The 25,950-nt window shown below is 43.1% G+C and carries 25 protein-coding genes; 12 read left to right on the top strand and 13 right to left on the bottom strand.

Annotated elements, in window-relative coordinates:
* The first annotated feature begins 39 nt into the window (after nucleotides 1-39).
* On the top strand, nucleotides 40-474 hold the full coding sequence (locus tag OCU30_RS07505; RefSeq protein ID WP_077312580.1) for a GNAT family N-acetyltransferase: 435 nt from the start codon (nucleotides 40-42) through the stop codon (nucleotides 472-474).
* Between the two features lie 110 nt (nucleotides 475-584).
* Here the strand turns inward: OCU30_RS07505 and OCU30_RS07500 are convergent, their stop codons facing one another.
* From OCU30_RS07500 to OCU30_RS07490, 3 genes are all read right to left on the bottom strand, one after another.
* A complete protein-coding gene (locus tag OCU30_RS07500) occupies nucleotides 585-2,123 on the bottom strand; it encodes a SpoVR family protein (protein ID WP_077312582.1) in 1,539 nt (512 codons plus the stop codon).
* 12 nt (nucleotides 2,124-2,135) lie between these two features.
* Nucleotides 2,136-3,407, bottom strand: a complete 1,272-nt coding sequence (locus OCU30_RS07495; RefSeq protein WP_077312584.1) for a YeaH/YhbH family protein — start codon at nucleotides 3,405-3,407, stop codon at nucleotides 2,136-2,138.
* A 110-nt stretch (nucleotides 3,408-3,517) separates the two neighbouring features.
* Nucleotides 3,518-5,452 (bottom strand): PrkA family serine protein kinase, encoded by a 1,935-nt coding sequence (locus OCU30_RS07490; protein ID WP_077312586.1) that lies wholly within the window; start codon nucleotides 5,450-5,452, stop codon nucleotides 3,518-3,520.
* A 305-nt stretch (nucleotides 5,453-5,757) separates the two neighbouring features.
* Between OCU30_RS07490 and OCU30_RS07485 the strand changes: the two genes are divergently transcribed.
* A complete protein-coding gene (locus OCU30_RS07485; protein WP_077312588.1) occupies nucleotides 5,758-6,522 on the top strand; it encodes a MipA/OmpV family protein in 765 nt (254 codons plus the stop codon).
* A 72-nt stretch (nucleotides 6,523-6,594) separates the two neighbouring features.
* Here the strand turns inward: OCU30_RS07485 and OCU30_RS07480 are convergent, their stop codons facing one another.
* From OCU30_RS07480 to pflB, 3 genes are all read right to left on the bottom strand, one after another.
* Complete coding sequence (locus OCU30_RS07480) at nucleotides 6,595-7,095, bottom strand: YfbU family protein (RefSeq protein WP_077312590.1); 501 nt, start codon at nucleotides 7,093-7,095, stop codon at nucleotides 6,595-6,597.
* A 215-nt stretch (nucleotides 7,096-7,310) separates the two neighbouring features.
* On the bottom strand, nucleotides 7,311-8,051 hold the full coding sequence (gene pflA, locus OCU30_RS07475) for a pyruvate formate lyase 1-activating protein (RefSeq protein WP_077313646.1): 741 nt from the start codon (nucleotides 8,049-8,051) through the stop codon (nucleotides 7,311-7,313).
* 201 nt (nucleotides 8,052-8,252) lie between these two features.
* Nucleotides 8,253-10,529: a formate C-acetyltransferase gene (pflB, locus tag OCU30_RS07470; protein ID WP_077312592.1), complete on the bottom strand. Its 2,277-nt coding sequence runs from the start codon at nucleotides 10,527-10,529 to the stop codon at nucleotides 8,253-8,255.
* 367 nt (nucleotides 10,530-10,896) lie between these two features.
* Here pflB and OCU30_RS07465 point away from each other — a divergent pair, with 367 nt between their 5' ends.
* The 4 genes from OCU30_RS07465 (at nucleotide 10,897) to OCU30_RS07450 (ending at nucleotide 14,031) form a co-directional block, all read left to right on the top strand.
* Complete coding sequence (locus OCU30_RS07465) at nucleotides 10,897-11,667, top strand: ABC transporter ATP-binding protein (protein WP_077312594.1); 771 nt, start codon at nucleotides 10,897-10,899, stop codon at nucleotides 11,665-11,667.
* Nucleotides 11,668-11,754: 87 nt separating this feature from the next.
* Nucleotides 11,755-12,531 (top strand): ABC transporter substrate-binding protein, encoded by a 777-nt coding sequence (locus OCU30_RS07460; protein ID WP_077312596.1) that lies wholly within the window; start codon nucleotides 11,755-11,757, stop codon nucleotides 12,529-12,531.
* An 81-nt stretch (nucleotides 12,532-12,612) separates the two neighbouring features.
* Entirely contained in the window at nucleotides 12,613-13,353 is a 741-nt protein-coding gene (locus OCU30_RS07455) for an ABC transporter permease (RefSeq protein ID WP_077312598.1), read from the top strand.
* 6 nt (nucleotides 13,354-13,359) lie between these two features.
* Nucleotides 13,360-14,031, top strand: coding sequence for an ABC transporter permease (locus OCU30_RS07450; RefSeq protein ID WP_077312600.1), 672 nt, complete (start codon nucleotides 13,360-13,362; stop codon nucleotides 14,029-14,031).
* Nucleotides 14,032-14,166: 135 nt separating this feature from the next.
* Here the strand turns inward: OCU30_RS07450 and xthA are convergent, their stop codons facing one another.
* The 4 genes from xthA to dinG all read right to left on the bottom strand — a co-directional run bounded on the left by xthA (nucleotide 14,167) and on the right by dinG (nucleotide 17,878).
* On the bottom strand, nucleotides 14,167-14,973 hold the full coding sequence (gene xthA / locus OCU30_RS07445; protein WP_077312602.1) for an exodeoxyribonuclease III: 807 nt from the start codon (nucleotides 14,971-14,973) through the stop codon (nucleotides 14,167-14,169).
* 78 nt (nucleotides 14,974-15,051) lie between these two features.
* Entirely contained in the window at nucleotides 15,052-15,231 is a 180-nt protein-coding gene (gene rsmS, locus OCU30_RS07440; protein ID WP_077312604.1) for a pleiotropic regulatory protein RsmS, read from the bottom strand.
* On the bottom strand, nucleotides 15,232-15,780 hold the full coding sequence (locus OCU30_RS07435) for a primosomal replication protein (RefSeq protein ID WP_077312606.1): 549 nt from the start codon (nucleotides 15,778-15,780) through the stop codon (nucleotides 15,232-15,234).
* 22 nt (nucleotides 15,781-15,802) lie between these two features.
* Nucleotides 15,803-17,878, bottom strand: a complete 2,076-nt coding sequence (gene dinG, locus OCU30_RS07430; protein ID WP_077312608.1) for an ATP-dependent DNA helicase DinG — start codon at nucleotides 17,876-17,878, stop codon at nucleotides 15,803-15,805.
* 513 nt (nucleotides 17,879-18,391) lie between these two features.
* On the opposite strand from dinG, the gene OCU30_RS07425 reads away from it, so the two are divergent.
* Nucleotides 18,392-19,423, top strand: a complete 1,032-nt coding sequence (locus OCU30_RS07425; RefSeq protein WP_159439097.1) for a porin — start codon at nucleotides 18,392-18,394, stop codon at nucleotides 19,421-19,423.
* A 183-nt stretch (nucleotides 19,424-19,606) separates the two neighbouring features.
* On the top strand, nucleotides 19,607-20,287 hold the full coding sequence (locus OCU30_RS07420; protein WP_077312612.1) for a DUF2057 family protein: 681 nt from the start codon (nucleotides 19,607-19,609) through the stop codon (nucleotides 20,285-20,287).
* A gap of 99 nt (nucleotides 20,288-20,386) precedes the next feature.
* Here OCU30_RS07420 and OCU30_RS07415 read toward each other — a convergent pair whose 3' ends face one another.
* The 3 genes from OCU30_RS07415 to OCU30_RS07405 all read right to left on the bottom strand — a co-directional run bounded on the left by OCU30_RS07415 (nucleotide 20,387) and on the right by OCU30_RS07405 (nucleotide 22,210).
* On the bottom strand, nucleotides 20,387-20,857 hold the full coding sequence (locus OCU30_RS07415) for a YchJ family protein (protein WP_077312614.1): 471 nt from the start codon (nucleotides 20,855-20,857) through the stop codon (nucleotides 20,387-20,389).
* A gap of 83 nt (nucleotides 20,858-20,940) precedes the next feature.
* Nucleotides 20,941-21,666, bottom strand: a complete 726-nt coding sequence (lpxH, locus tag OCU30_RS07410) for a UDP-2,3-diacylglucosamine diphosphatase (protein ID WP_077313648.1) — start codon at nucleotides 21,664-21,666, stop codon at nucleotides 20,941-20,943.
* 49 nt (nucleotides 21,667-21,715) lie between these two features.
* Entirely contained in the window at nucleotides 21,716-22,210 is a 495-nt protein-coding gene (locus tag OCU30_RS07405) for a peptidylprolyl isomerase (protein WP_077312616.1), read from the bottom strand.
* A 146-nt stretch (nucleotides 22,211-22,356) separates the two neighbouring features.
* Here OCU30_RS07405 and cysS point away from each other — a divergent pair, with 146 nt between their 5' ends.
* The 4 genes from cysS to ruvA all read left to right on the top strand — a co-directional run bounded on the left by cysS (nucleotide 22,357) and on the right by ruvA (nucleotide 25,884).
* Nucleotides 22,357-23,739, top strand: coding sequence for a cysteine--tRNA ligase (gene cysS, locus OCU30_RS07400; protein WP_077312618.1), 1,383 nt, complete (start codon nucleotides 22,357-22,359; stop codon nucleotides 23,737-23,739).
* Nucleotides 23,740-23,902: 163 nt separating this feature from the next.
* Complete coding sequence (locus tag OCU30_RS07395) at nucleotides 23,903-24,646, top strand: YebC/PmpR family DNA-binding transcriptional regulator (RefSeq protein WP_077312620.1); 744 nt, start codon at nucleotides 23,903-23,905, stop codon at nucleotides 24,644-24,646.
* 21 nt (nucleotides 24,647-24,667) lie between these two features.
* Nucleotides 24,668-25,189, top strand: a complete 522-nt coding sequence (gene ruvC, locus OCU30_RS07390) for a crossover junction endodeoxyribonuclease RuvC (protein WP_077312622.1) — start codon at nucleotides 24,668-24,670, stop codon at nucleotides 25,187-25,189.
* A gap of 80 nt (nucleotides 25,190-25,269) precedes the next feature.
* Nucleotides 25,270-25,884 (top strand): Holliday junction branch migration protein RuvA, encoded by a 615-nt coding sequence (ruvA, locus tag OCU30_RS07385; RefSeq protein WP_077312624.1) that lies wholly within the window; start codon nucleotides 25,270-25,272, stop codon nucleotides 25,882-25,884.
* The last annotated feature ends 66 nt before the right edge of the window (nucleotides 25,885-25,950 follow it).

Below are 25,950 nucleotides of genomic sequence, written 5' to 3'. Positions count from 1 at the left end.
TTGCTGCTGCAAACGTTATCACTCAAAAAGGAAAAAAGGGTGCAAGAATACACAATCAGCACGGATGAAAATCATCTCGACTTTGACGTCATTTACGGATTTCTTTCAGAAAGTTACTGGGCAGCAGGTATCCCCAAGCATACTCTTGCCAAAGCTATTTCAAACTCTTTTTGTTTTGGTGTCTATGATTGCCATCATTCTCAAGTAGGTTTTGCTCGCCTGATAACAGACCAAGCAACGTTTGCTTACCTTGCTGATGTATTCATAGTAGAAAATCACCGAGGCAAAGGTTTGAGTAAGTACCTCGTTGAAAGCATCGTGTCTCATCCCGAGCTTCAAGGTTTAAGGCGTATGGTATTAGCGACAAGAGATGCGCATGGTTTGTATGCACAGTATGGTTTCCAACCAATTGAAAACCCGGATGTACTCATGCAAATTTGGCATCCAGATATTTATTGTGAGTCCCAGGTATAAAAAACACGTCAGGTCTCGATAACTTGGCGGTAATTAGACAGAAACGTGTGAGGCTATGAATACTCGCACGTTTCTGTTGAGGTGGTACTGTCGGGTAACGTATTACCAGATTATGGTTCGCGTTTGGGGCAAGTGGCGAGTAGTTCTCTTCGCCCGGTTTCTTTGACTTCTTCTAGTTTGACTTCAAATCCCCATAAACGATGCATATGTTTCATGACCTCTTCGTAACTGGCATCGAGCGGTATTCTATCCTGTGGAACGTACTGCAAGGTGAGTGAGCGGTCCCCGCGCACATCCACGTTATAGACTTGGATATTAGGTTCAATATTACTTAAGTTGTATTGATCCGCCAATTTCTCGCGAATTTCTTTATAGCCCAACTCGTCATGAATGGCGCTAACTTCAATGAAATTTTTCCTGTCGTCGTCTCCAATCGCGAACATTTTAAAATCGCGCATTACCTTTGGCGACAGATACTGGCGGATGAAGCTTTCATCTTTGAAATTGTGCATAGCGAAGTGTACAGCATCTAACCAATCGGTACCTGCGAGGTTCGGAAACCATGCGTAGTCTTCTTCAGTCGGTTCTTCACAGATACGCTTAATATCTTGGAACATGGCAAAACCGAGTGCATACGGGTTAATGCCACTATAATATGGGCTATTATATGGGGGCTGTGCGACTACACTAGTGTGACTATGTAAAAATTCTAAAATGAATTTATCGGATACCACGCCTTCATCGTAAAGATAATTTAAGATGGTGTAATGCCAGAAGGTTGCCCAGCCTTCATTCATCACTTGGGTTTGTTTTTGTGGGTAAAAATACTGGCTGACCTTACGTACAATACGCACAATTTCACGCTGCCAAGACTCTAACAGTGGTGCATTTTTTTCAATAAAATAAAGAATATTTTCTTGAGGTTCACTTGGAAAGCAAGGCTCATCAGGGAGTTCTTTTTCCATTTTAGGCACAGTACGCCATAGCTCATTTACCTGAGATTGTAGGTAAGCTTCACGTTCTTCTTGGCGGGCTTTTTCTTCGGCTATTGAGATTTTCTCTGGGCGTTTATAGCGGTCTACACCATAGTTCATTAACGCATGGCAACTATCGATCAACGCTTCGACTTCTTTCTCACCATATTTTTCTTCACAATGATGAATGTATTTTTTAGCAAATAATAAATAGTCGATAATTGAAGACGCATCCGTCCAGGTTTGAAATAGGTAATTACCTTTGAAAAATGAGTTGTGTCCATAACACGCATGCGCCATGACGAGTGCTTGCATAGTGACGGTGTTTTCTTCCATTAAGTAAGCAATACAGGGATCTGAATTAATCACTATTTCATAAGCCAAGCCCATTTGACCATGCTTATAGCCTTGCTCGGTTTGAATGAATTTCTTGCCAAACGACCAATGGTTATAATTGATCGGCATACCAATACTAGAATAGGCATCCATCATTTGCTCTGAGGTGATGATTTCTATTTGGTTAGTGTACGTATCTAAACGGAAATGCTCAGCCGCTTGGCGGATTTCAGTATGGTATTGCTCGAGTAAATCAAAGGTCCAATCGGGTCCATCGGGTAAGCGCTCGCGTTTTGATGAATGGGTTGCCGCTCCAGATGGTTGGGTTTTTGTCGCCATACGCTAGTCTCCCTATGCCGTTTCTTTTTGGAACAATTCACGAAATACCGGATAAATATCGTCGACCGTTCGAATATTTTTAATGGCAAAGTTCTCAAAGGACGCTTGTAATTTCTCGTACTCATGCCATAAAGTTTGATGGGAGCGTCGTGTGATTTCGATATAGGCATAATAGCGACACTCCGGTAACAAGGTGTCACTCAGTAATTCTTTACAGCGCGGTGAATCGTCGGCCCAATTATCCCCATCGGAGGCTTGCGCTGCGTAAATATTCCATTCATTGAGAGGGTAGCGTTTTGCTATGATCTCTTGCATGAGTTTCAGTGCGCTCGAGACAATAGTGCCGCCGGTTTCCTGAGAGTAGAAAAACTCTTGCTCATCTACTTCTTTCGCTTGAGTATGGTGGCGAATATATACGACTTCTACATTTTCATATTTACGCGTTAAGAATAAGTACAGTAAGACATAAAACCGTTTCGCAATGTCTTTAGTCGCTTGATCCATAGAGCCTGATACGTCCATTACACAGAACATGACGGCTTGGCTGGATGGGATCGGACGTTTTTGGTAGTTTTTAAACCGTAAGTCAAACGTATCAATAAATGGTACGCATTGTATTTGATGACGTAGCGCATCGATTTCTTCTTGTATCCGGTTTTCTTCTATCAGTTGCGCCGGTTCGTGATGCTTTAGGTTGTCTAATTCAGCTTCTAACTCACGCATTAAACGTCGTTTCCCTGCGGTTAATGCGGTACGACGTGCCAGCGATTGTTGCAGGGAACGGACAATCGAAATGTTTGAGGGGACACCAGAGGTTTGATACCCCGAGCGATGATTTTTCCATTCGGTAATTTTGTTGACGTCATTTTTTTCAAGGTTCGGTAATTCAAGATCTTCAAACAATAGATCGAGGTATTCATCCTTCGAAATTTGAAAGACGAAGTCATCTTGGCCTTCACCATCGGCGCTGGCATCCCCTTCACCGGAACCACCACCACCTTGTCCGCCGGTAGGACGCTCAATACGGTCACCCCGTGTAAATTGATCATTCCCCGGGTGAACACGTTCACGCTCGCCCCCTTTACCTTGGTGAAATGAGGGCTCTTTAATATCACGGCTTGGAATGGAAATATCCTCACCGGAATCGGTATTGGTTATAGAGCGTCGGTTGACCGCATCTGCTACAGATTCTTTTATTTGGTCTTTATAGCGGCGTAAAAAGCGTTGGCGATTGATCGCGCTTTTGTTTTTGCCATTTAATCTTCTATCAATAAATTGCGCCATGCATTCCTCCTTATACGTCACCACGCTTATTATCTAGCACGTGGTGTCGAATGCCTTAGCAAGCGCAAGGACATCATCCAGAACTTGCTAAGGTGAATCAATGAATGTAATTACGAGGATTTACGAACTCGTAAATACCATTCAGAAAGCAAGCGAACTTGTTTTTCCGTATAGCCTTTCTCCATCATCCGTGCCACGAAATTGTCGTGTTTTTTCTGATCTTCAGATGAAGTTTTAGTATTGAATGAAATAACCGGTAACAGTTCCTCTGTGTTGGAGAACATTTTTTTCTCAATAACGGTGCGCAATTTTTCGTAGCTCGTCCAAAGCGGATTTTTGCCGCTATTATTTGCACGTGCACGCAGTACAAAATTAACGATTTCGTTACGAAAATCTTTGGGGTTACTGATGCCGGCGGTTTTCTCTATTTTTTCGAGTTCACTATTGAGCGATGAACGATCAAATAGTTGCCCAGTTTCAGGATCGCGGTATTCTTGATCCTGAATCCAGAAGTCGGCATACGTGACGTACCGATCGAAAATATTCTGTCCATACTCAGAGTATGACTCGAGATAAGCAGTTTGAATCTCTTTACCAATGAACTCGACGTAGCGTGGTACTAAATAGCCTTTAACAAATTCAAGATAACGTTCTGCGGTATCTTGTGGAAACTGTTCACGTTCGATTTGCTGTTCTATCACATAAAAAAGATGCACTGGATTCGCCGCCACTTCGACATGATCAAAGTTGAACACACGCGATAATATTTTAAAGGCGAAACGGGTTGAAAGACCGGACATGCCTTCATCTACTCCCGCATAGTCACGATATTCTTGATAGCTCTTCGCTTTTGGATCCGTATCTTTTAGCGTTTCGCCATCATAGACGCGCATTTTGGAGAAAATAGACGAGTTTTCAGGTACTTTTAAGCGTGAGAGTACACTAAATTGCGCTAACAAATCTAAGGTGCTGGGGGCGCAAGGTGCATGAAACAGCTCACTGTGTTCAAGCAGTTTTTCGTAAATTTTAACTTCTTCTGATACGCGTAAACAATAGGGAACCTTGACAATATAGACTCGGTCTAAAAAGGCCTCATTATTTTTGTTATTACGGAACGTTTGCCATTCTGATTCGTTGGAGTGGGCCAAAATCATCCCATCAAAGGGGAGGGCAGATAATCCTTCAGTACCATTGAAGTTACCTTCTTGTGTGGCGGTTAATAACGGGTGCAATACCTTAATTGGGGCTTTGAACATCTCAACGAATTCCATCAAACCTTGGTTGGCTCGACATAATGCACCTGAGTAGCTGTAGGCATCAGGGTCATCTTGTGAGAAATGTTCTAGCTGGCGGATATCCACTTTACCGACCAGCGCAGAAATGTCTTGATTATTTTCGTCCCCTGGCTCCGTTTTTGCGATACCGACTTGATCAAGAATAGAAGGGCGTACCTTGACGACTTTAAACTTGGTGATATCACCACCAAACTCATGCAGGCGCTTCGCGGCCCAAGGCGACATAATCGAGCGTAAGTAGCGTTTCTCTATGCCATAATCTTGTTTTAGTAATTCGCCATCTTCATTGACGTTAAATAAGCAAAATGGATGGTCATTAACAGGACTACGTTGCCCGTTCGCCGACAGAACATAGATGGGTTGTTGTTGCATGAGTGCTTTGAGTTTTTCTGCGAGCGATGATTTACCTCCGCCCACAGGGCCAAGTAGGTAAAGAATTTGTTTTCTTTCTTCAAGACCTTGCGCCGCGTGTCGGAGGTAGGAGACGATTTGCTCGATGGCTTCTTCCATGCCATAGAACTCTTTAAAGGGTTCATAACGAGCAATGACTCGATTAGAAAAAATTCGACTGAGACGTGGGTGCTTAGATGTATCGACCATCTCAGGTTCACCGATGGCCAAAAGCAAACGCTCTGCTGCGTTTGCGTATGCACTCTTATCGTCTTTACACTGAGCTAGAAACTCTTGTATTGATAACTCTTCATCCTTGGCGGCTTCATAACGTGCCTGAAAGTGGTCAAAAATACTCATAGTGATTCCCCTCTAAATAATGTCTACTGACATAAAACCGCTTAAAACACAATTCCTTCACTTTTTAATCCTAGTTCGGGTCGCTCTCTTTTGCTTAACAATTATGCGTTTATTTACATTTCTCAGTAGCTTTATGACTCATGTGGCATTAACATTATTCTAATGTATGCAAGGGACTTTCGATTTCGTTCTCTTCATCCCTATTCATTTAATCTAGGCTAAAACGTCGAAGATTGACCATTACTTACACAAAGCAAGTCACACGAAAGTGATCAAAGTGTCATTTTGAGTGAAAAAGGTGAACCATGACAAAGGCATCACGTTTGTTAATTATGGCGGCGGGTGGCGTCGCTTTATTGACATCTTATTCAGCCTACTCGCGATCAGAAGGTCTGGCGATAGGCGGTGGGTATCATTACAGCAGTAAGGTTTATAAAGAGACCGATAGCAGTAACGATGGCTTTCCAATGATTGGCTACCGAGGCGAACATTTTTATATCCAAGGACCGGAAATGGGCTTTGGATTATTCCCTCTTGATGCGCCGCAAAACCTCGTTTGGCAAGTGACCTATGATGGACGTAGTTTTGATCCCAAAGATTCTGATAATCTTGCCATGCAAGAACTCGACAAGCGTCATGCGACTGGCTTGACCGGTCCAGAGTTACGTTACGAATTACCTGTTGGTCAATTATCGGTAAAAGCAGCCTTAGAGTTTACGGGCGAGCACCATGGCTATTTAGTTGATGCTGGGTGGAGCTATACTCATCTAGTGTTTGGTGATTCAGGGATTACGTCTAAAGTTGGATATCAATATAACTCATCTAAAATGGCCGATTATTTATATGGTGTCTCCAGTGAAGAGTCAGCGCGCTCGAATATCCGTCGCTACGATGTCGGTGGCGCAGGCGAGTGGTACGCAGCGTTAGGCGTTTTCGCCAACGTAACACCGAATATTCGCGTATTTACCGGCGCAAAATTGACGTATCTTGATTCTGATATTAACGATAGCCCTATTGTGTCTCATGATGTAGTACACAGCGCTAATGTTGGTTTAACGTATCGGTTTTAAATCATCTATCCGCAAGTGAAGATAGAAAAAGGCGCAATATGCGCCTTTTTTCTTAAAGGGGATCAGTAATAATTAAGCATTGAATAGTTGATGAATCTCGCTCAAAGATAAATGATATTGACGGGGACATGTGTGCCAAATAGCCAGCATCCGTTGGTATTTATTCGTCATTGGCACTTGGCTGTTAAATTGATGTTCATTTGGAAGAAATTGCGGATAACGTTGCTCAGTATATACGAGAAAACGGACATAATTCATTGATTGTGTCTCGGTTTCGCCATCATAACCAAGGAAGCGGAGTCGGCGTTCATCGACATCATTTTGCGCGTCAGGTGTCAGTAAATTATAAGACTCTTGGATGGCATGAAACATCTCCATAGTTGTAATGATTTCATGGCATTGTGTTTCAGGTAAGCAACCAAATTCTTTGGTTAACTCTCTGATTTGTAGATCATAGCCACGCTCGATGATGGTTTTCAAGCGTTCGTAATGCTCGGCATTATTGGTGTCTAACTGCGACATTAATAGGTATTGGTTGGATAAAATTAGACGTTGTGCATGGGTCATTTCCATAACAGGCCTCAAAAATTTTTAATCAGTTATCGTAAGTTCTATTCTTAGATTACCTATCTTTTTACTCACAAAATATGATCTCAACACAGTGTTATACGTATTTTCATTTATTACTAATAAAAAAATACCGAATCATCGTGAATGATTCGGTATCGATTGTGACAGTATTTACTGTGGTGAATAATTAAAGTGTTAAGATAGTTTTATCATTAAAATTAATAGGTCACCTGGTCTTTATATTGCAGTAAGATATGTTTAATCCGCTCCATGGTGTCTTTACTTGGCGGGTTAACGCCCTCCAAGGGATATTCTTCTCCCATGGCCTCCCATTTATGAGCCCCTAATTTGTGATACGGCAACATTTCTATTTTTACAATATTATCCATATCCTTAATAAATTGGCCTAAAGAATGCGCTGACTCATCATCATCGGTATAACCAGGCACTATCACATAGCGCAGCCAAGTTTGTTTACCGATATTTTGCAGGTAACGCGCAAAGTCCAAAATTCGTTTATTAGAAACACCGACTAAGTTTTCATGCACGCTATTGTTCATTTGTTTTATATCGAGCATGACCAAGTCGGTTGCATCCATTACTTCATCGATGACCGGAGTATATTTACGCACATAACCATTGGTGTCCAAGCACGTATGAATGCCTTCGGCGTGGGCTGCTTGAAATAAATCTCGGACAAACTCTGGTTGTAACATCGATTCTCCGCCTGAGCAGGTAATACCACCACCTGAGGCATTCATAAAGTGACGATAAGTCTTGGCTTCATTAATAATGTCTTCGACGGTCGTCTCTTTGCCGATATGAGTATCCCAAGTATCACGGTTATGACAATATTTACACCGCAGTAAACACCCTTGTAAAAAGATGATGAAACGAATGCCAGGACCATCGACAGTACCGCAGGTTTCGTAGGAATGTATACGACCAATTGTAGACATAAGCATTTCTCTCTTAAGGCGTTTTCATTATTATTTTATGACAAAGTTAAAGCAGAATATAGTGATTTGCGAAGTATTTAATTGTATTTAAATAAAAATAAGCATCAGATATTAATAGTGTGTAAAAATATTAACGGATACGCTAAAAATAATAAAAAGCCTCGCCGTAGCGAGGCTTTTTAAGATGAAGATATCACGTGATTACATAGTTTCTGTAAATGTACGTGAAATAACATCTTGTTGCTGTTCACGAGTAAGTGAGTTAAAGCGAACCGCATACCCTGACACACGAATGGTTAATTGTGGGTAGTTTTCTGGGTGCTCGACAGCATCCAACAAAGTATCACGGTTAAGCACGTTAACATTTAAGTGTTGGCCGCCTTCAACGTTCTCTTGGTGGTGGAAGTATCCGTCCATCAAACCTGCTAGGTTAGACCGCTGTGAGTTTTCTTCTTTACCAAGAGCATTAGGTACGATGGAGAAAGTGTATGAAATCCCATCTTGCGCATCGGCAAACGGCAGTTTCCCTACGGATGTTAATGATGCCACCGCGCCTTTTTGATCACGTCCGTGCATTGGGTTCGCCCCCGGACCAAACGGTGCACCAGCGCGGCGACCATCTGGAGTGTTACCAGTTTTCTTACCGTAAACTACGTTTGAAGTAATGGTAAGAATTGATTGAGTTGGCACTGCATCACGATAGGTTTTCAATTCACGAATTTTGTTCATGAACACGCGTACTAGTTCGCAGGCAATGTCATCAACTCGTGGGTCATTGTTACCGAATTTTGGATAATCGCCGTCAATATCAAAATCAATCGCTAGCCCATCTTCATCACGAATTGGTTTCACTTTCGCGTATTTCACCGCAGACAATGAGTCAGCCGCAACCGATAGCCCTGCAATACCACATGCCATAGTGCGTTTGACGTGCAAGTCATGTAGCGCCATTAATGAAGCTTCATAGCTGTATTTGTCATGCATGAAATGAATGGCGTTTAATGCCGTAACGTATTGTTTTGCCAACCAATCCATGAAATGGTCCATTTTGCTCCACAATTCATCGTAATCTAATACTTCCGCGGTGATTTTTGGCATTTCAGGGCCGACCTGAATTTTCATTTTTTCATCCATACCACCATTAATGGTGTAAAGCATGGTTTTTGCCAAGTTAGCACGAGCCCCAAAGAATTGCATTTGCTTACCCACAACCATTGGAGAGACACAACACGCGATGGCATAATCATCAGAGTTGAAGTCTGGGCGCATTAAATCATCGTTTTCGTATTGAATCGATGAGGTATCAATAGAGACTTTGGCACAGAATTTTTTGAAACCGACAGGCAGTTTTTCAGACCACAAAACAGTAGTGTTTGGCTCTGGAGAAGGCCCCATAGTGTATAAGCTATTAAGGAAACGGAAGTTAGTTCGTGATACCAAAGTACGGCCATCTAATCCCATACCGCCAATAGACTCGGTTGCCCAAATCGGATCGCCTGAGAACAATTCATCGTATTCAGGAGTACGTAGGAAACGCACCATACGCAGTTTCATGACAAAATGGTCGACTAATTCTTGTGCATCTGCTTCGTTAATACGGCCAGCAGCAATATCACGTTCAATGTAAATATCTAGGAAGGTTGAGGTACGGCCAAGAGACATGGCAGCGCCGTTTTGAGATTTGACCGCGGCAAGATAACCAAAATACGTCCATTGAATCGCTTCTTGAGCGTTTTGTGCTGGGCGCCCGATATCGCAGCCGTATTTAGCGGCCATTTCTTTGATTTGAGCAAGCGCACGATGTTGCTCTGCTACTTCTTCACGCAATTGAATGGTCGCGCTAAGGTCAACACCGTTTTCAAAATCTTCTTGTAAAGAGGTAAATTGTGCGTATTTGTCTTCCATCAAACGATCGATACCGTATAGCGCGATACGACGGTAGTCACCAATAATACGGCCACGGCCGTAAGCATCAGGAAGGCCTGTTAAGATACCCGCTTTACGACATTTGAGGATAGACGGGGTGTAAACGTCGAATACACCTTGGTTGTGAGTTTTGCGTAATTCAGAGTAGATTTTTTTAGTGACGGGGTCGAGTTCGCGCCCATAGGCTTTGCAAGAGCCTTCAACCATACGAATACCACCGTTAGGGATAATCGCACGTTTAAGTGGCGCTTCAGTTTGTAGGCCAACAATTTTCTCAAGGTCTTTATTAATGTAGCCTGCATCGTGAGAAGTGACAGTAGAAATAACCGATGTATCGAAGTCAACTGGAGCATGAGTTGCGTTTTCTTGTTTAATGCCTTCCATGACTTTGGCCCAAAGCGCATTGGTCGCTTCAGTACCCTCAGAAACGAGGAATGACTCGTCTCCCTCATAAGGAGTGTAGTTTTTTTGGATAAAGTCGCGAACGTTTACTTCATTTTGCCATTCACCTTCAACAAAACTTTCCCAAGCTTTAGCAAATTGCTCTGCCATGACATACCTACCTTTGTAGTAGAAAAAAACACGTACTGACCTAGCTTATTGAGCCAGCCCCGCGCTGGGTGCCAGTACACTTATTTAAAGAATATTATGAATGAACACTAAGAGTTGCAGCATGCATTCATAATGCAATTTGTTTCTGTTGATAAACACTCTAAGCTAAAAAAAAGCTGCAAACCTTAAACTAAATCAATAAATGATCGGAAAACGTAATAATTTTTAATTTATATTGACTTCACAAAGTGACGTCATTGCATCACTAGGATTGATAAAAGCCAATTGCATACCATAAAGGGGAGTGATAGTTTTATGGCAGGCACACGGAGTTGTGTTTGCCATAGTGTCAACAGGGAAGAGCGGCATGAATGAAGCAGTATCACTGCACGTGAAAGATCTCCATAAAACCTTTGGGCAGCATGAAGTGCTCAAAGGCATTTCATTACACGCCCAAAAGGGTGATGTCATTTCTATTATTGGGGCATCGGGCTCTGGGAAAAGTACCTTTCTGCGCTGTATTAACCTATTAGAAACGCCAACAGCGGGTGAGATTTGGGTTAAAAATGAACAAATAAAAATGGCAGTGAACAAAAGCGGTAGTATAACCCCCTCCGATGCCCGTCAAGTGGAGCGTATTCGCTCACGATTGGCGATGGTATTTCAAAGCTTTAATTTGTGGTCTCATATGACGGTGCTAGGTAATATTATTGAAGCACCCATCCATGTATTAGGTGTTCCGAAAGCCGCTGCCATAGAGCAAGCGAAAGCACTCTTAAAGCGGGTCGGGATGTATGACAAACGTGATTACTATCCTGGGCAGTTATCCGGTGGGCAGCAGCAACGGGCGGCGATTGCTCGCGCTTTGGCGGTGGAGCCAGAAGTCATGTTATTTGATGAGCCAACGTCCGCATTAGACCCAGAGTTAGTCGGTGAGGTATTAGGTGTCATGCGCGGTTTAGCCGAAGAAGGACGAACCATGCTGGTGGTCACCCATGAAATGTCGTTCGCGCGGGATGTGTCCAATCACGTGATGTTTTTGCATCAAGGACAAGTTGAAGAGCAAGGTGACCCACACACTGTATTTACCCAGCCAAAATCCCCCCGGTTGGCACAATTTCTATCATCTATCTATTAATATAATAATCGAGTACCTAGCGGTGCTCGGCTAACTAGGTTGTTCGAGGACAAGGGCAATCTCATACGACACAAAAGGAGTTTGAGTATGAAAACGTGGTTAATTGGTACCGTATTAGCAGCGACAATGGTTTCTGGGCTTGCCCAGGCGAAAGACTGGACCACAGTGCGCTTCGGTACAGAAGGCGCTTACCCTCCGTTTAACTGGACAGATCCAGATGGTACCTTAAAAGGGTTTGATGTTGATATGGCGAAAGCGCTATGTAAACAAATGGAAGTGAAATGCAAAATTGTCCGCCAAGATTGGGATGGAATTATTCCTGCACTGCTAGCGCGTAAGTATGATGCCATTATTGCGGGGATGTCGATAACAGATGCGCGTCGTCGAAAAGTGGATTTTACCCACAAATATGCGCTGATGCCCAATAAATTTATTGCTAAGAAAACCACTCATATTGATTTTACTAAGCAAGGTCTGAAGGGGGTGAAAATTGGCGTACAACGCGCGACCACGCATGATAAATATCTCAGTGATAACTATGGTGATTATGTCAATATTGTTCGTTATGGTTCGTTCGACGAAGCTTACCTTGATCTCAGAAATGGCCGTATTGCTGCGGTATTAGGTGATGCTTCCGCGTTACAAGATGGCATGCTAAATAAACCGGGCGGCGATAAATATCATTTTGTTGGTCCAACACTAACCGACCCTAAATGGTTTGGTGATGGTTTTGGCATTGCCGTGCGTAAGCAAGATAAAGATCTAACAAAGCAATTAAACGCAGCGATTGATGCGTTACGTCAGAATGGGCAGTACCAAAAAATTGCGGGTAAATACTTTGATTTTGATGTTTACGGTGAATAGGCCGGGCAACATTAGCAAGTAAATAGTAACTTGATAGCTGGGGCAGTAAGCACTTGCTATCAAGTTTACAAGGAAGCCATTATGTTGGATTTATACAATTATGGGTTTGTGCTGCTAAAAGGAGCATTATTAACCATTGAAGTGGCGTTGCTGTCTTTGATAATCGCGCTCGTTCTGGGGATGTTAGGCGCATTAGCTAAGCTGTCATCTCATCGGCTCATACGGACAGTGGCGACAGGTTATACCACCATTATTCGTGGTATCCCTGATTTAGTGTTGATGATGCTGATTTTCTTTGGCGGACAAATATTTCTTAATAATACTCTATATAACGTTAATGAGTGGCTTAATCAGGTTATCCAATATTGGCAACCGTCTCACGAATGGACGGCTTACTTACCCGATTATATTGATGTCAGCCCATTTTGGGCGGGCAGTATTACGATTGGTTTTATCTTTGGCGCATACATGGCGGAAACCTTTCGCGGAGCAATTTTAGCGGTTGATAAAGGCGAGTTAGAGGCGGGTAAAGCGTATGGTATGAGCCCTTGGCTGGGTTTTAGGAGAATTTTATTTCCGCAAATGGTTCGGCATGCACTGCCAGGGTTTGGTAATAACTGGTTAGTCTTATTAAAAACCACGGCACTTGTCTCCATTATTGGCCTAGAAGATATGGTGAGAGTTGGCGGATTAGCGGCAGGCTCTACTCAGCAACCTTTTACCTTTTACATGACAATATCTGTGATATTTCTTTTATTTACGAGTATTTCGACTGGGATTTTACATGTTCTTGAACGTCGTTATCGCATCCATACAAGGTAATTGATTATGGATTTTTCGGTTATTATTGAAAACTTACCGTTGTATTTACAAGGGATGTGGACGACAGCGTGGTTAGTCGGAGCATCGCTTGTGCTAGGCATTGTGGTGGCGATTCCTTTGGCGTTATGTCGTAATAGTCATCTGCCATTATTGCGTTGGCCTGCGTGGACCTATATCTATTATTTTCGTGGTACGCCTTTGCTGATCCAACTGTATTTGATTTATTACGGCATGAATCAGTTTGTAAAAGTTGAGGGAACGTGGTGGGAAGATGCCTGGTTTTGTGCACTTGTGTCTTTCGTGCTCAATACCTCAGCCTACACGGCTGAAATTATTCGCGGGGCCATTAATGGTCTCCCAGCCGGCGAAGTCGAGGCAGGGCGGGCGTTTGGTATGAGTACGTTTAAAGTGTATCAACGGATTATTCTACCAGGAGCATTACGTCGCGCGTTGCCCGCGTACAGTAATGAAGTGATTTTCATGCTGCATGGTAGTGCTGTAGCTGGCATCATTACTATTATGGATTTAACAGGAGCGGCTCGCTTAGTTAATGCACGTTACTACGCACCTTTCGAAGCGTTTTTAACAGCGGGTATAGGTTACATGTGTTTGAGTTTTACATTAATTGGCTGTTTTAAACTCGCAGAGAAAAAGTATTTATCCTACTTGAACGTGTGATGCGAGCACTTTGTTGCGATGTGGTTTTGACAATTTTTATTACCCGGATTGTCGTTACACGATAAAAAAACAGCGCCCTGCAATGCGAAGGCGCTGTTTTTATATCTATAGACCTAATGCTTCGATTAATCGAGCTTAGGCAAAGGTTGACCAAATTGGCGCATGGTCAGACGGCTTGTCGATGCCGCGCAACTCGTAATCGATACCGGACTCTTGGCATTGCTGGGCCAATCCTGAGGTAGCCAGGACGACATCGATACGTAGACCACGGTTATCATCAAAACCACGTGAGCGATAATCAAACCATGAGAATTCATCATCAATACTTGGATGAAGCTGACGATATGTATCAATAAAGCCCCAATCAAGCAGTGTTTTTAACCATTGGCGTTCTTCAGGTTGGAACGAGCACTTACCCGTTTTCAGCCACCGTTTACGGTTTGCTTCACCAATACCAATGTCTTGATCCAGCGGACTGATATTGATGTCGCCCATCACGATTACATTGTCATCTGCGGTATGATGTGACGTTAAGTAAGTCATTAAATCGCGATAAAATTGGCGTTTATACGGGTATTTCGTTTCATGGTTGATGTTATCGCCCTGAGGAAAGTAGCCGTTTAATACTGTTGTTTTTTTGCCGTTTTCATCAGCAAAGGTTGTCATGATCATTCGTTTTTGATGATCGTCTGTATCGGTTGGGAAGCCATACTGGACCTGAACGGGCTCTTTTTTACATAGCATTGCCACGCCGTAATGGGCTTTTTGGCCGTGAAAGTAAACGTGGTATCCCATTGCTTCTACTGCTTCTACAGGAAACGCATCATTGTGAACTTTGATTTCTTGTAAACCAATCACATCAGGTTGATGTTTATCGATTAATGCTTGTAATTGATGCAAACGTGCGCGTAGTCCGTTGATATTAAAACTCACGACTTTCATAAAGGATCCTTTGCTCACTGATGATATGAAATAATAGTACCATGCTTATTGTCGGTAACAACCTCAACAAATCTGGGTTTATTGGGGCTTTGAATTGGCTTGTGCTGTTACTTTTGCTTGTAAGTCCCGTTTAACCACTTCTAAGGCGGCGAGCGCCGTGTGAGGATCAACTTCGTTACTTTCAAACAAATAAATCAAATCAACCGCCAGTTTTATATCATCTGGGGCTTGATCTAACGGTGATGATGAGTCACTCATTTATTGATTTCTCTCTCGGTAAGTAATTTGTTTTTCAAGGTTTGCTTTGGCGGTTTGGCATCGTTTTAAGCGTTGCTCTACGGCAAGTAGAGCTTGCTGAGCCGCCGTTTTGTCGGTTAACCCGGAATTATCGAGTAAATATTGTTTATCGCGCACCATTTCCGCCAAGCGTCTTTCCCATTCTTGGTGACGGGATAAATCTTGATACAGTAAATTAATTGGTTTACGGAAATAAGAAGAATGCTTGGGCTCAGAGTGACGAATTTTCGTCGTGGACAGCTCGCGTTGAATCGCACTTATTTGTGCGACCAAACGTTCGGTTAAATATTCAGCGCGATTGGCGGTTAAACGATGAGCGTTTTGCTCGCGATTTAATGCATCTAAGGTGCTACGTGTTTCTTCCACACAAGGTGCGATAAGTTTGGCATGGCAATGAAACAATAGGCCATCAAATAATGGCTGGTGGTGTTCTCCACGCTGTCTGTCTAAAGCTGCTGCTTGGTTGGCTAAGGTATCAATAACTTGGCTAAGCTGGCTCAAATCTTTCATATTATGTACTCACGTTGTGAAACTAGTAATCAATCACGCGCTTGAAAGGAGGCAGTGAATCCAATAGCTGTTTGCCGTAGCGTTTTGACACGACTCGGCGATCTAATAATACGATAGTACCACTGTCGTTTTCTTTGCGAAGTAGGCGACCGACAGATTGGATCAATTTTTTACTGGCATCAGGGACGGTAATTTGCAAAAACGGATTACCCCCCCGTGACTGAATATATTCTGCATGAGCCTGCTCTACAGGAGAGGTGGGAACTGAAAACGGAATTTTAGTAATGACTAAATTTTGTAATAAGTCTCCAGGCAGGTCGAGACCTTCAGAAAAACTACCAGTACCAAATAAAATACTTGTTTTGTTGTTTTTAACGAGATTTTTATGTTTTTTTAGAATTTCAGTGCGCGATTTTTGCCCTTGAATTTGTAGCGTCCATCCTTTTTGGGTGCAGGTTGTTTTTATTTTTTCTGCAACTTCCTTCATTTGCCAGTAGGATGAAAACAATACCAAATTTGCTTGTTCCGCTTGTAAATACTCCATTAGATGTTCAGCTAGATAGCTTGTAAATTGTGGAGCATTGGGCTCATATTTCATGGCGGGGACACGTAAAGTACCGTTGCCGGCGTAATCGAAGGGCGAAGCAAGTGCCAGAAAGCGCACACCCTCTTCTTCTTTCATACTAATACCAGCTTGCCGACAGAAAAATTGAAAGGAATTGAGTGCGCGCATGGTCGCTGAGACCATAATCGCACCAACACAGCGCGACCAGATTTTTTGATCAAGCTGCCAACCTATCTCTAAAGGGGAGACATGGACAATAAAGTCTTGGTCTTTATCTTTACTAACTTCTAACCAGCGGGCGAGAGGTGCGCCTTTTTCTTGGCGCGGTTCTGCCATTAAATGCCACACTTGCTGTAAATTTTCTAACCGCTGGATATAAAAACCAAGTTCAGAAAGCGCAGGCTCGGCTAAACGAGAGGCGAGTTCGCCTTCACGCACCCGTTCTGAAATCAAATCGGCGATCTTACTCACCGACTGTGTGGCTTTTTGGCTGTCTTTTTTAAGCTGGCGCGAAAGTTCATCAAGCCACGTAGGTAATTCGCCATTTTCAAATCGATAAATACCTTCTTCAAATTGCTCAGCCGAAAACTGTTGGGGTAACCGAGAAAGTTCGGGTATTAATGCTTGAAAGGACTCCTGTGCTTGCTGGCGAAAGCGGGCGACACGTTTTTCATCGCCTAAACTGGCAAATTTGCTTAATGATTGATTGAGCTTTTCTAGCCAACTGGCCGCGCCTTTTAATGATGCAAACGCTGCTGAATGATCACGTGCCACGTGTGGCAGGTGATGAGCTTCATCGAATACATAAATGGTTTGCTCAGGCTCAGGCAGGATGACTCCACCGCCAAGCTCTGCATCTGCCATCACTAAGCTGTGATTGGCAATGATGACGTCGTTTTTATCCAGTTCTGAGCGTGCTTTTTGAAATGGACAATGTCTGTGTGCATTAAACCCATGATTACAGGTGTGCTTATCACTCACAATAATCTTCCAAACCTCATTAGGGATTGGATCGGGCCAAGCATCGCGGTCGCCATCCCATGTATTTTTACTCAGGGCTTGATACAAAGATTGTAATAAAAGAATGTCATCTTCTTGGGGCTTGCTTTCAAACATTGCCATTTGGCCGCCATCACTACCAGAAGCAAGCGCTAATTTTTCTGCGCAGCAATAGCGCTGTCGGCCCTTAGCAACAATGAAGGAAAAATCCAATTCAGTAAGGCGCCGGTAGAGAGGTAAATCCTTATTAAGTAATTGTTCTTGCAAGGCAACGGTTGCAGTTGAAATCACCACTTTGCGATTGTTGAGTACCGCCACAGGAATTGTTCCCATGAGATAGGCGAGTGACTTACCAATACCCGTTCCAGCTTCGGCAACGAGCATACGGTTGGTTTTGTGGTATTCACCACAGAGGGTTTTCGCAATATCCGCCACCAAGTAATTTTGGGCACGACGAGGCACAAAATTGTCGAGCTGAGCTTGGAGGTTTTGGTAACTGTTTTTGATGTGCTTTTGAATGGTCGGGGTCAGCATAATGGTACTCAACGATAACTATCCATCATCCTATCACAGTTTGATTTGCGATGATAAATTTGTAAAACAACACTGTTTTAAATAAAAAACTGATCTTGTTCACAAAAAAACATTGAACCTTATTATTGATGGCTAAGACAACAAGATTTCTAGAGTAAAGTTCAACATTAATGTTTATATCTTTATAATATTCTGTTTACTGACGTTTATTTACAGTAAATTAAGATAATTATCCGGTTATGCTTACCAAAGGATAGTGATATACCTTGATGTTTTTGGTTGTTTTTTGAGCGTTATTGATATTATTTTGTAGTTAACAGTTTGAATTTAAAGGTTTTTTATGTTTTTTTGCTGTTTTTTTTAGTTGGTTTGACACTTAGCATAATCTTTTGCAGTCTAAAGCTCGCATTACAAAGCGGCGCCTCATTTAGCCGCAGAGTTGCAAACCTTCATCAAAAAAATTATATGGGATTCAGGAAAGAATCCTTAACTAAGAAAAGGCAGTGGATTATTATGAAAAAGACTCTGATCGCTCTAGCGGTTCTTGCTTCAGCAGGTTCGGTTAACGCAGCTGAGATCCTTAAAACAGATACCGCATCAGTAGATTTTTACGGTCAACTTCGTGAAGAAATCAAGCAAATCAGCTATGACGCTGGTAAAGTAAAAAGTACAGATACTTCTACAAGTATTTCTTCTGGTTCTTCTCGTGCTGGCGTTAACGCGCGTTACGCAGTATCTAGCGACCTAGATGTGATCGCAACGGTAGAATTTGGTATCGGTCAGACTAACAGCGGCGACAACCGTAAGCACTATATCGGTTTTGCTTCTAAAGATTACGGCACGTTGACTCTAGGTAAGCAATCTATCCTTACAGATGATATCTGGGGTGTGGAAAATGATTGGCTAGGTTGGGGCTACAGTGTTCTTCCTGAAGCAGAAGGCTACGATATGAGCTGGCTTCAAGATGCAATGCTTAAGTATACATTCCAAAGCGATAATGGTTGGGTGAGCGCATCTTACTCTTACGACAACGGTAAATCTGATCCAGAAACGGCAGAACTTTACGCAGGTACTGCGTTTGGCAACTTAGATGTTTACGGTGGTATTGGTTACCAGCGTGATGAAACATCTTCAGATGCGTCTGTTATCGTTAAAAATGGTGCTGCGACAGTTGATCCTGCTGCAACTAAAGACACAACGTTGACGCACGGTATGTTGACTGTTAACTACAACGGTGATGGCTGGAACCTAGGTACAACCTACTGGCATGCGAAAGTTGAAGACGACAACGCAAACACAACTCTAAACACTGATTCTTATGTGGTTGCTGGTTCTTACAACGTAACTAAGAAAACATCTGTTTACGGTGGTTTTGAGTACATTGATGACTTCCAAGCAGAAGACAACACTTACAACAACACTTACGCTGGTGTTCTTTATCAATACGCAAGCTGGTCTAAGCTATACGTAGAAACCGGTATCTCTGATGATGGCCGTTACAATACAGACCGTTACTACGGCATCGGTACTCGTCTATACTGGTAATCGCTGTTTAAGTGAAAGAGTTTTTAAAGCCCGGCATTGGCCGGGCTTTTTTTGTCCGAAAAATGAATCATTCTTCTGTTTAGGTCTAGATGGATAATCAGGAGCTAATGACATTTTCTATTGTTTCGTTACAATGCTTGGCAAACAAATGAATGCACATTGTATTTTGATAAAGGAATTAAGATGAAAAAAGCAGGATTATTACTTCTAGCGTTATCTGTTGTCGGCTTTTCTAATATTGCCAGTGCCAAAGTCGTGTTAAATATCCCGCAAAATGTCGATTTGTTAGCGGTTAATGGTAAAACACCTGAAAAGGCTAAAGGGCTATTTCCTTCTGACACGGAAGAACTGAAAGATGGTGTGACACAAATTGTATTCCAATATATCCCAACGTTTACCGTACATAAATCTGACTTACGTAAAGCGTATAGTGATGTGTATGTTGCTAAAATTAAAGCAAGTGATACATCGCTAACTTTCAAACTGCCTGAATACCGTAGCTTTAATCAAGCACGTCAAGATATCACAAACATGACTTGGTCTTTGATGGATGATAATGATCATAATGTTGTGATTGCCAAAGATAAGCTAGAAAAAGATGGTGTTCAATTTGGCCGCGATTATGTTGCCGAAGTTGCACGTTATAATCAGGGTATGGGGCCAGCTGTACTGTCGAGTGGGGCGGTTGTCCTGAGTCAAAATGAAAACTCTGCTAGTGATAGGTCTCAGCAGAACTCTGATGCATCAACATCGTCTAAGCCTAACGCGAATGTGACTAACTTGCAGCAATTAAAGTTATGGTATAAAAAATCTAGCGCTCAAGAACGCAAAGCGTTCCGCAAATGGATCATCGATCAGGAATAACTCGCGACGTTATTGATGTTATAACGCCAGCCTTAAAAGGCTGGCGTTTTTATACCTGCATCTCAGGCCTGATACACGCGACTTAATTAGGTCGAGTGTTTAGCCACAGCATTTTTTGAATTTTTTACCGCTACCACATAAGCAGGGCTCGTTACGTCCTACTTTTGGCTGTGGGGAACTGGCTGGAAATTCGCCATCGATGTAATACCAACGGCCATCTTCACGCAAGAACCGAGAGTTCTCTTCTAAGCAGTGTGTCTGGCTATTGTCGTCAAAATACGCTTTAAAATGTACAAAGCCTTCGTTGTCATGCGAGCCGGCAGAATAACCGATGACCTCTAACCCTTGCCACTCGTTTTGAATCGAAGCCGCAATCGCTGCACGCTCTTGCTCGGCCTGACAAGATGGGTGATAAGTATTCACAACAAAGTCCACCAAGCCTAAGGCATGGGCGCAGTAACGCGCTCGCATTAATTGCTCAGGGGTTGAGGCACGACTCGGGTCGTGATGGACAGGTCCACAGCACTCAGCATAGAGAGCACTTGAACCACATTGGCATTCGCTCATAATCAGTCATTCTCGTTGTAGGGGAAAGCCATAGTATCAAGGCTCACCACAAGTTGAGGAAAAGCGTATGCGCTATGGCACCGCCATTACAGCGCAAAGTCACGAGTATCGAGATAGTAGTCATCAGGCGTAACAACAAGCAACGAGCCTTGTTCGTACCAATCTCCCAGCACAATGCGTGTTTGCTGATGAGCGCTATCAGTATGGATGTTCGGACGATGTGTGTGTCCGTGGATCATCAGCTCTACATCGTGTTTTTGCATAACTCGCACCACTTCAGATGGAGTGACATCCATTATTTCAAGTTGCTTGGTTTGTTTATCGCTTCGCGCATCAGATTGAATCTGAGCAACTATCTTGCGTTTAATAAACATGGGTAATCGGTTGAATATAAATTGTAACCAAGGTTGATGTACTTTTTTACGAAAGGCTTGATAACTATAATCTTCGATACAGAGTGTATCACCATGCAAGATAACGGCGCGACGACCATAAAGTTCAATAACATATTCTTCTGGTAATACCGTCACCCCAGTTTGGCGGGCAAAGCGTTTACCGAGTAAGAAGTCGCGGTTACCTTGAATAAAGTAACAAGGCACGCCTGAGCTGGTCAGCGCTTTGAAGGCAGAACGAATCTGCACCGCAAACGGACTGTTATCATCGTCCCCGACCCAAAAATCAAAGAGATCCCCAAGCACATATAAAGCATCACAGTGAATCGCTTCATAACGCATAAACTCAAGAAAGCACGCAGTGATATCAGGTCGTGAGGGGGTAAGGTGGAGATCGGAAATAAAAAATGTTTTATGCATAAGAGTCAGATTAAACGAAGCGCCTGACGATCGGCGCTTCATAATTAGATTATTCTTCGATAGTTGTGCCAGTAATCACAACTTCTTCTAGTGGCACGTCTTGATGCATACCCATTGAGCCGGTGCTTACGCCTTTAATAGCGTTGACAACATCCATGCCTTCAACGACTTCAGCAAATACACAATAGCCCCAGCCATTCATGGTTTCTGAACGGTGGTCTAGGAATGTGTTGTCATTCACGTTAATGAAAAACTGAGAGCTGGCTGAATGTGGGTCCATAGTACGGGCCATTGCCAGCGTACCTACTTTATTACTTAAACCGTTATTCGCTTCGTTACGGATTGATTCACGACTCGGTTTTTCTTTAAGGCCAGAGGTCATGCCGCCACCTTGAACCATAAATCCATCAATAACACGGTGGAATAGTGTATTGTCGTAAAAACCATCACGACAGTACTGCAAGAAATTGGCACTGGTTTGTGGTGCTTTTTCTTCGTTCAACTGAATTTTAATATCACCAAAGTTAGTGTGAAGGGTGATCATGAGCATTACCTTTGCTTTGTTTGTAAGAAATCCAATTCTAACGTAACTTTTTGTCGATTCAAAACACCAAATGGATGACCGAGGGCAATGAGAGTTGTTATACTGTCCCACCTTATTCGTTTTAATAGATTAAATAGATAGAGATCATGCTGAAGATATATAACACGCTTACACGACAGAAAGAGGAATTTAAGCCCATCGTTGCCGGTAAAGTTGGCATGTATGTTTGTGGAGTCACCATTTATGATCTCTGTCACATCGGACACGGTCGTACGTTCGTGTCCTTCGATGTTGTGTCTCGTTACCTACGCTATTTAGGGTATGATTTAACGTTTGTACGTAATATTACTGACATCGATGACAAGATTATTAAACGCGCGGCCGAGAACCAGGAAAGTTGTGACGATTTGACCGATCGTTTGATTGGTGAAATGTATGCGGACTTCGATGCTTTGAATATGCGCCGTCCTGACATTGAACCTCGCGCGACTAAGTTTATTCCACAAATCATTGAATTAGTTGAAACTTTGGTTGAAAAAGGTTTTGCTTATGTCGCTGATAATGGCGATGTACTGTTCGAAGTGGCCAAATATGCCGAGTACGGTAAACTATCTGGACAGAATTTAGACCAACTACAAGCTGGCGCTCGTGTGGATATTGAAGCGGCGAAACGCAGCCCGATGGACTTCGTTGTATGGAAAATGTCTAAACCTGGTGAGCCTATGTGGGAGTCTCCATGGGGGCAAGGTCGTCCGGGGTGGCATATTGAATGTTCGGCAATGAACTCGTCGATTCTTGGCGACCATTTTGATATTCATGGCGGCGGTTCAGACCTACAATTTCCACACCATGAAAATGAAATCGCCCAATCTTGTTGTGCCCATGATACTCAATATGTCAACACTTGGATGCACAGCGGCATGGTGATGATAGACCAAGAAAAGATGTCAAAATCACTTGGAAATTTTTTCACAATTCGTGATGTACTAGGCCATTATGATGCTGAAACCGTGCGTTATTTCCTCATGTCTGGTCATTACCGTAGCCAATTGAATTATTCAGAAGATAATTTGAAGCAAGCTCGTTCAGCGTTAGAGCGTTTATATACTGCATTACGTGGTTTGGACGCAACGGCGGAACCAGTACATAACGATGATTATGTGGGACGTTTCACTCAAGCGATGAATGATGACTTTAATACACCAGAAGCGTATTCAGTCTTGTTTGATATGGCGCGTGAAATCAACCGTTTGAAAGGTGATAACCTTGAACAAGCGAGCGCGTTAGGGGCATTAATGCGTGAATTGGCCGACGTGATTGGTATTTTACATCAAGACCCTGAGCAATTTTTACAAGGTGATGCCGTTAATGATGAAGGCGCGGCAGAAATTGAAGCATTAATCAAACTGCGTAATGATTCACGAGCAGCGAAAGATTGGGCCAATGCAGATATGGCAAGAGACAAGCTTAACGAAATGGGCATCGTTCTAGAAGATGGGCCTAATGGCACGACTTGGCGTCGTAAGTAGCAATTTTACTTTACGTAAGGTTGTAAGAACAATAAGAGAGTGGGCTATGGCCCACTTTCTTTGTATAGGGTCTAGAGAATATTTCTAGACGTATATTCACAGTGGCAAAGATTGCGAGCACGCAAAGTGTCACCAGTCATTCGTAATGAACTAAGGAATTCCTATGGCAGGTCACAGTAAGTGGGCAAACATTCGGCACCGCAAAGCAGCACAAGATGCCAAGCGCGGTAAAATTTTTTCCAAATTAATCCGAGAAATCGTAGTAGCCGCCAAAGAAGGTGGAGCAGAAACCGATAAAAATCCTCGGTTACGAGCAGCAGTAGATAAAGCACTGTCCAATAATATGACGCGCGATACCATTGAGCGAGCCATCGCGCGAGGGGCCGGTGGTGAAGGTGATGACAATGTGGAAACGGTCACTTACGAAGGTTACGGCCCAGGTGGTACTGCGGTGATGATCGAATGTATGACGGATAATCGTAATCGTACGGTCTCTGGGGTTCGTCATGCTTTCAATAAATCTGGTGGTAATTTGGGAACCGACGGTAGCGTGAACTATCTTTTCAATAAGCAAGGCGTGATCTCTTATGCGCCGGGCCTATCCGAGGATAACGTTATTGAAGTGGCGTTAGAGGCGGGTGCCGAAGATATTGACGTTCATGACGATGGATCAATGGATGTTTACACCACACCAGATCAATTTGGCGTGGTGAAAGATGCACTTGATAAAGCCCAATTCAATGCAGTGCATGCGGAAGTAACGCTAGTACCGGCAACAAAAGCGGTTCTTGATGAGGAAACGGCACCAAAATTAATGCGATTGGTTGATAATTTGGATGATTTAGACGACGTGCAAGGTGTTTATCACAACGCCGAAATATCCGACGATATCGCGGCTACTTTATAATAAGAGGCGACAACTTTATTTATGTCCATCATTTTGGGGATTGACCCCGGCTCACGCATTACCGGCTATGGTGTTATTCGCCAACAGGGACGGCATTTAGACTACTTAGGCAGTGGTTGCATTCGGATGACCGATGAAGGGCTCCCACAACGCTTAAAGCAAATTTATGCAGGTGTGTCTGAAATTATCACTCAATTCCAGCCAGATGTATTTGCTATTGAGCAAGTGTTTATGTCGAAAAATGCCGACTCCGCACTCAAGCTGGGCCAAGCTCGCGGCAGTGCTATTGTCGCCGCGGTCAATGCCGATTTACCGGTGTTTGAATACGCAGCCCGTTTGATTAAACAGGCCGTTGTTGGCTCAGGCGGCGCAGATAAAAAGCAGGTTCAGCATATGGTCAAACAAATGCTTAAACTGCCTGCGACGCCCCAAGCAGACGCTGCGGATGCGTTGGGTGTGGCCATTTGTCATGCTAATACTAATAAAACCCTCATTGCACTATCAGGCAAAGCGACCAGTGCTCGTCGGGGACGTTATCGTTAAAGTGGGTGGGTTTTTACTGGCTATCCATCCAGTTATTGATTATCATCACTCTATGTTTCATTGATCCAAAAGGACCTACCGTGATTGGACGTTTACGCGGCACCCTAGTTGAAAAACAACCTCCTGAAATTCTGATTGAAGTTAATGGCGTCGGCTACGAAGTACAAATGCCGATGAGTTGCTTTTATGAGCTGCCGGAAACAGGACAAGAAGCCATCATATATACGCACTTTGTTGTTCGTGAAGACGCGCAGCTGTTATATGGGTTTAGCTCTGTTGGTGAACGTGCTTTATTTCGTGAAGTGATTAAAGCCAATGGCGTAGGGCCTAAAATGGGTCTCGCAATATTGTCTGGCATGACAGCCAATCAATTTGTCTCCTGTGTGGAACATGAAGATATCTCTACGTTGATTAAATTACCCGGTGTCGGTAAAAAAACGGCCGAGCGGTTAGTGATTGAAATGCGTGACCGACTGAAAGGGTGGGGCGCAGGTGATCTCTTTACTCCAGCTACCAACGCTGCGCCATTAGATAATCTAGCAGGCGTTGATCAGAGTGCGGAAGAAGAAGCCATGAGCGCCTTGTTAGTGTTGGGCTATAAAGCGGCACAAGCAGAAAAAGTGGTTAAACAGATCACCAAACCAGGCATGACTAGCGAACAACTTATTCGTGATGCACTGAAATCGATGGTGTAAATTGCGTCGTTGACGTTGTTGATTTACATTTAGTGTCATAAGCGGGCGATAAAATTTATCGCCCGC

The sequence above is a fragment of the Vibrio palustris genome, assembly GCF_024346995.1.
Classification (GTDB): Bacteria; Pseudomonadota; Gammaproteobacteria; order Enterobacterales; family Vibrionaceae; genus Vibrio; species Vibrio palustris.
Note: the sequence above shows the minus strand (reverse complement) of the source record. Positions and strands in the feature narration are given on the sequence as shown.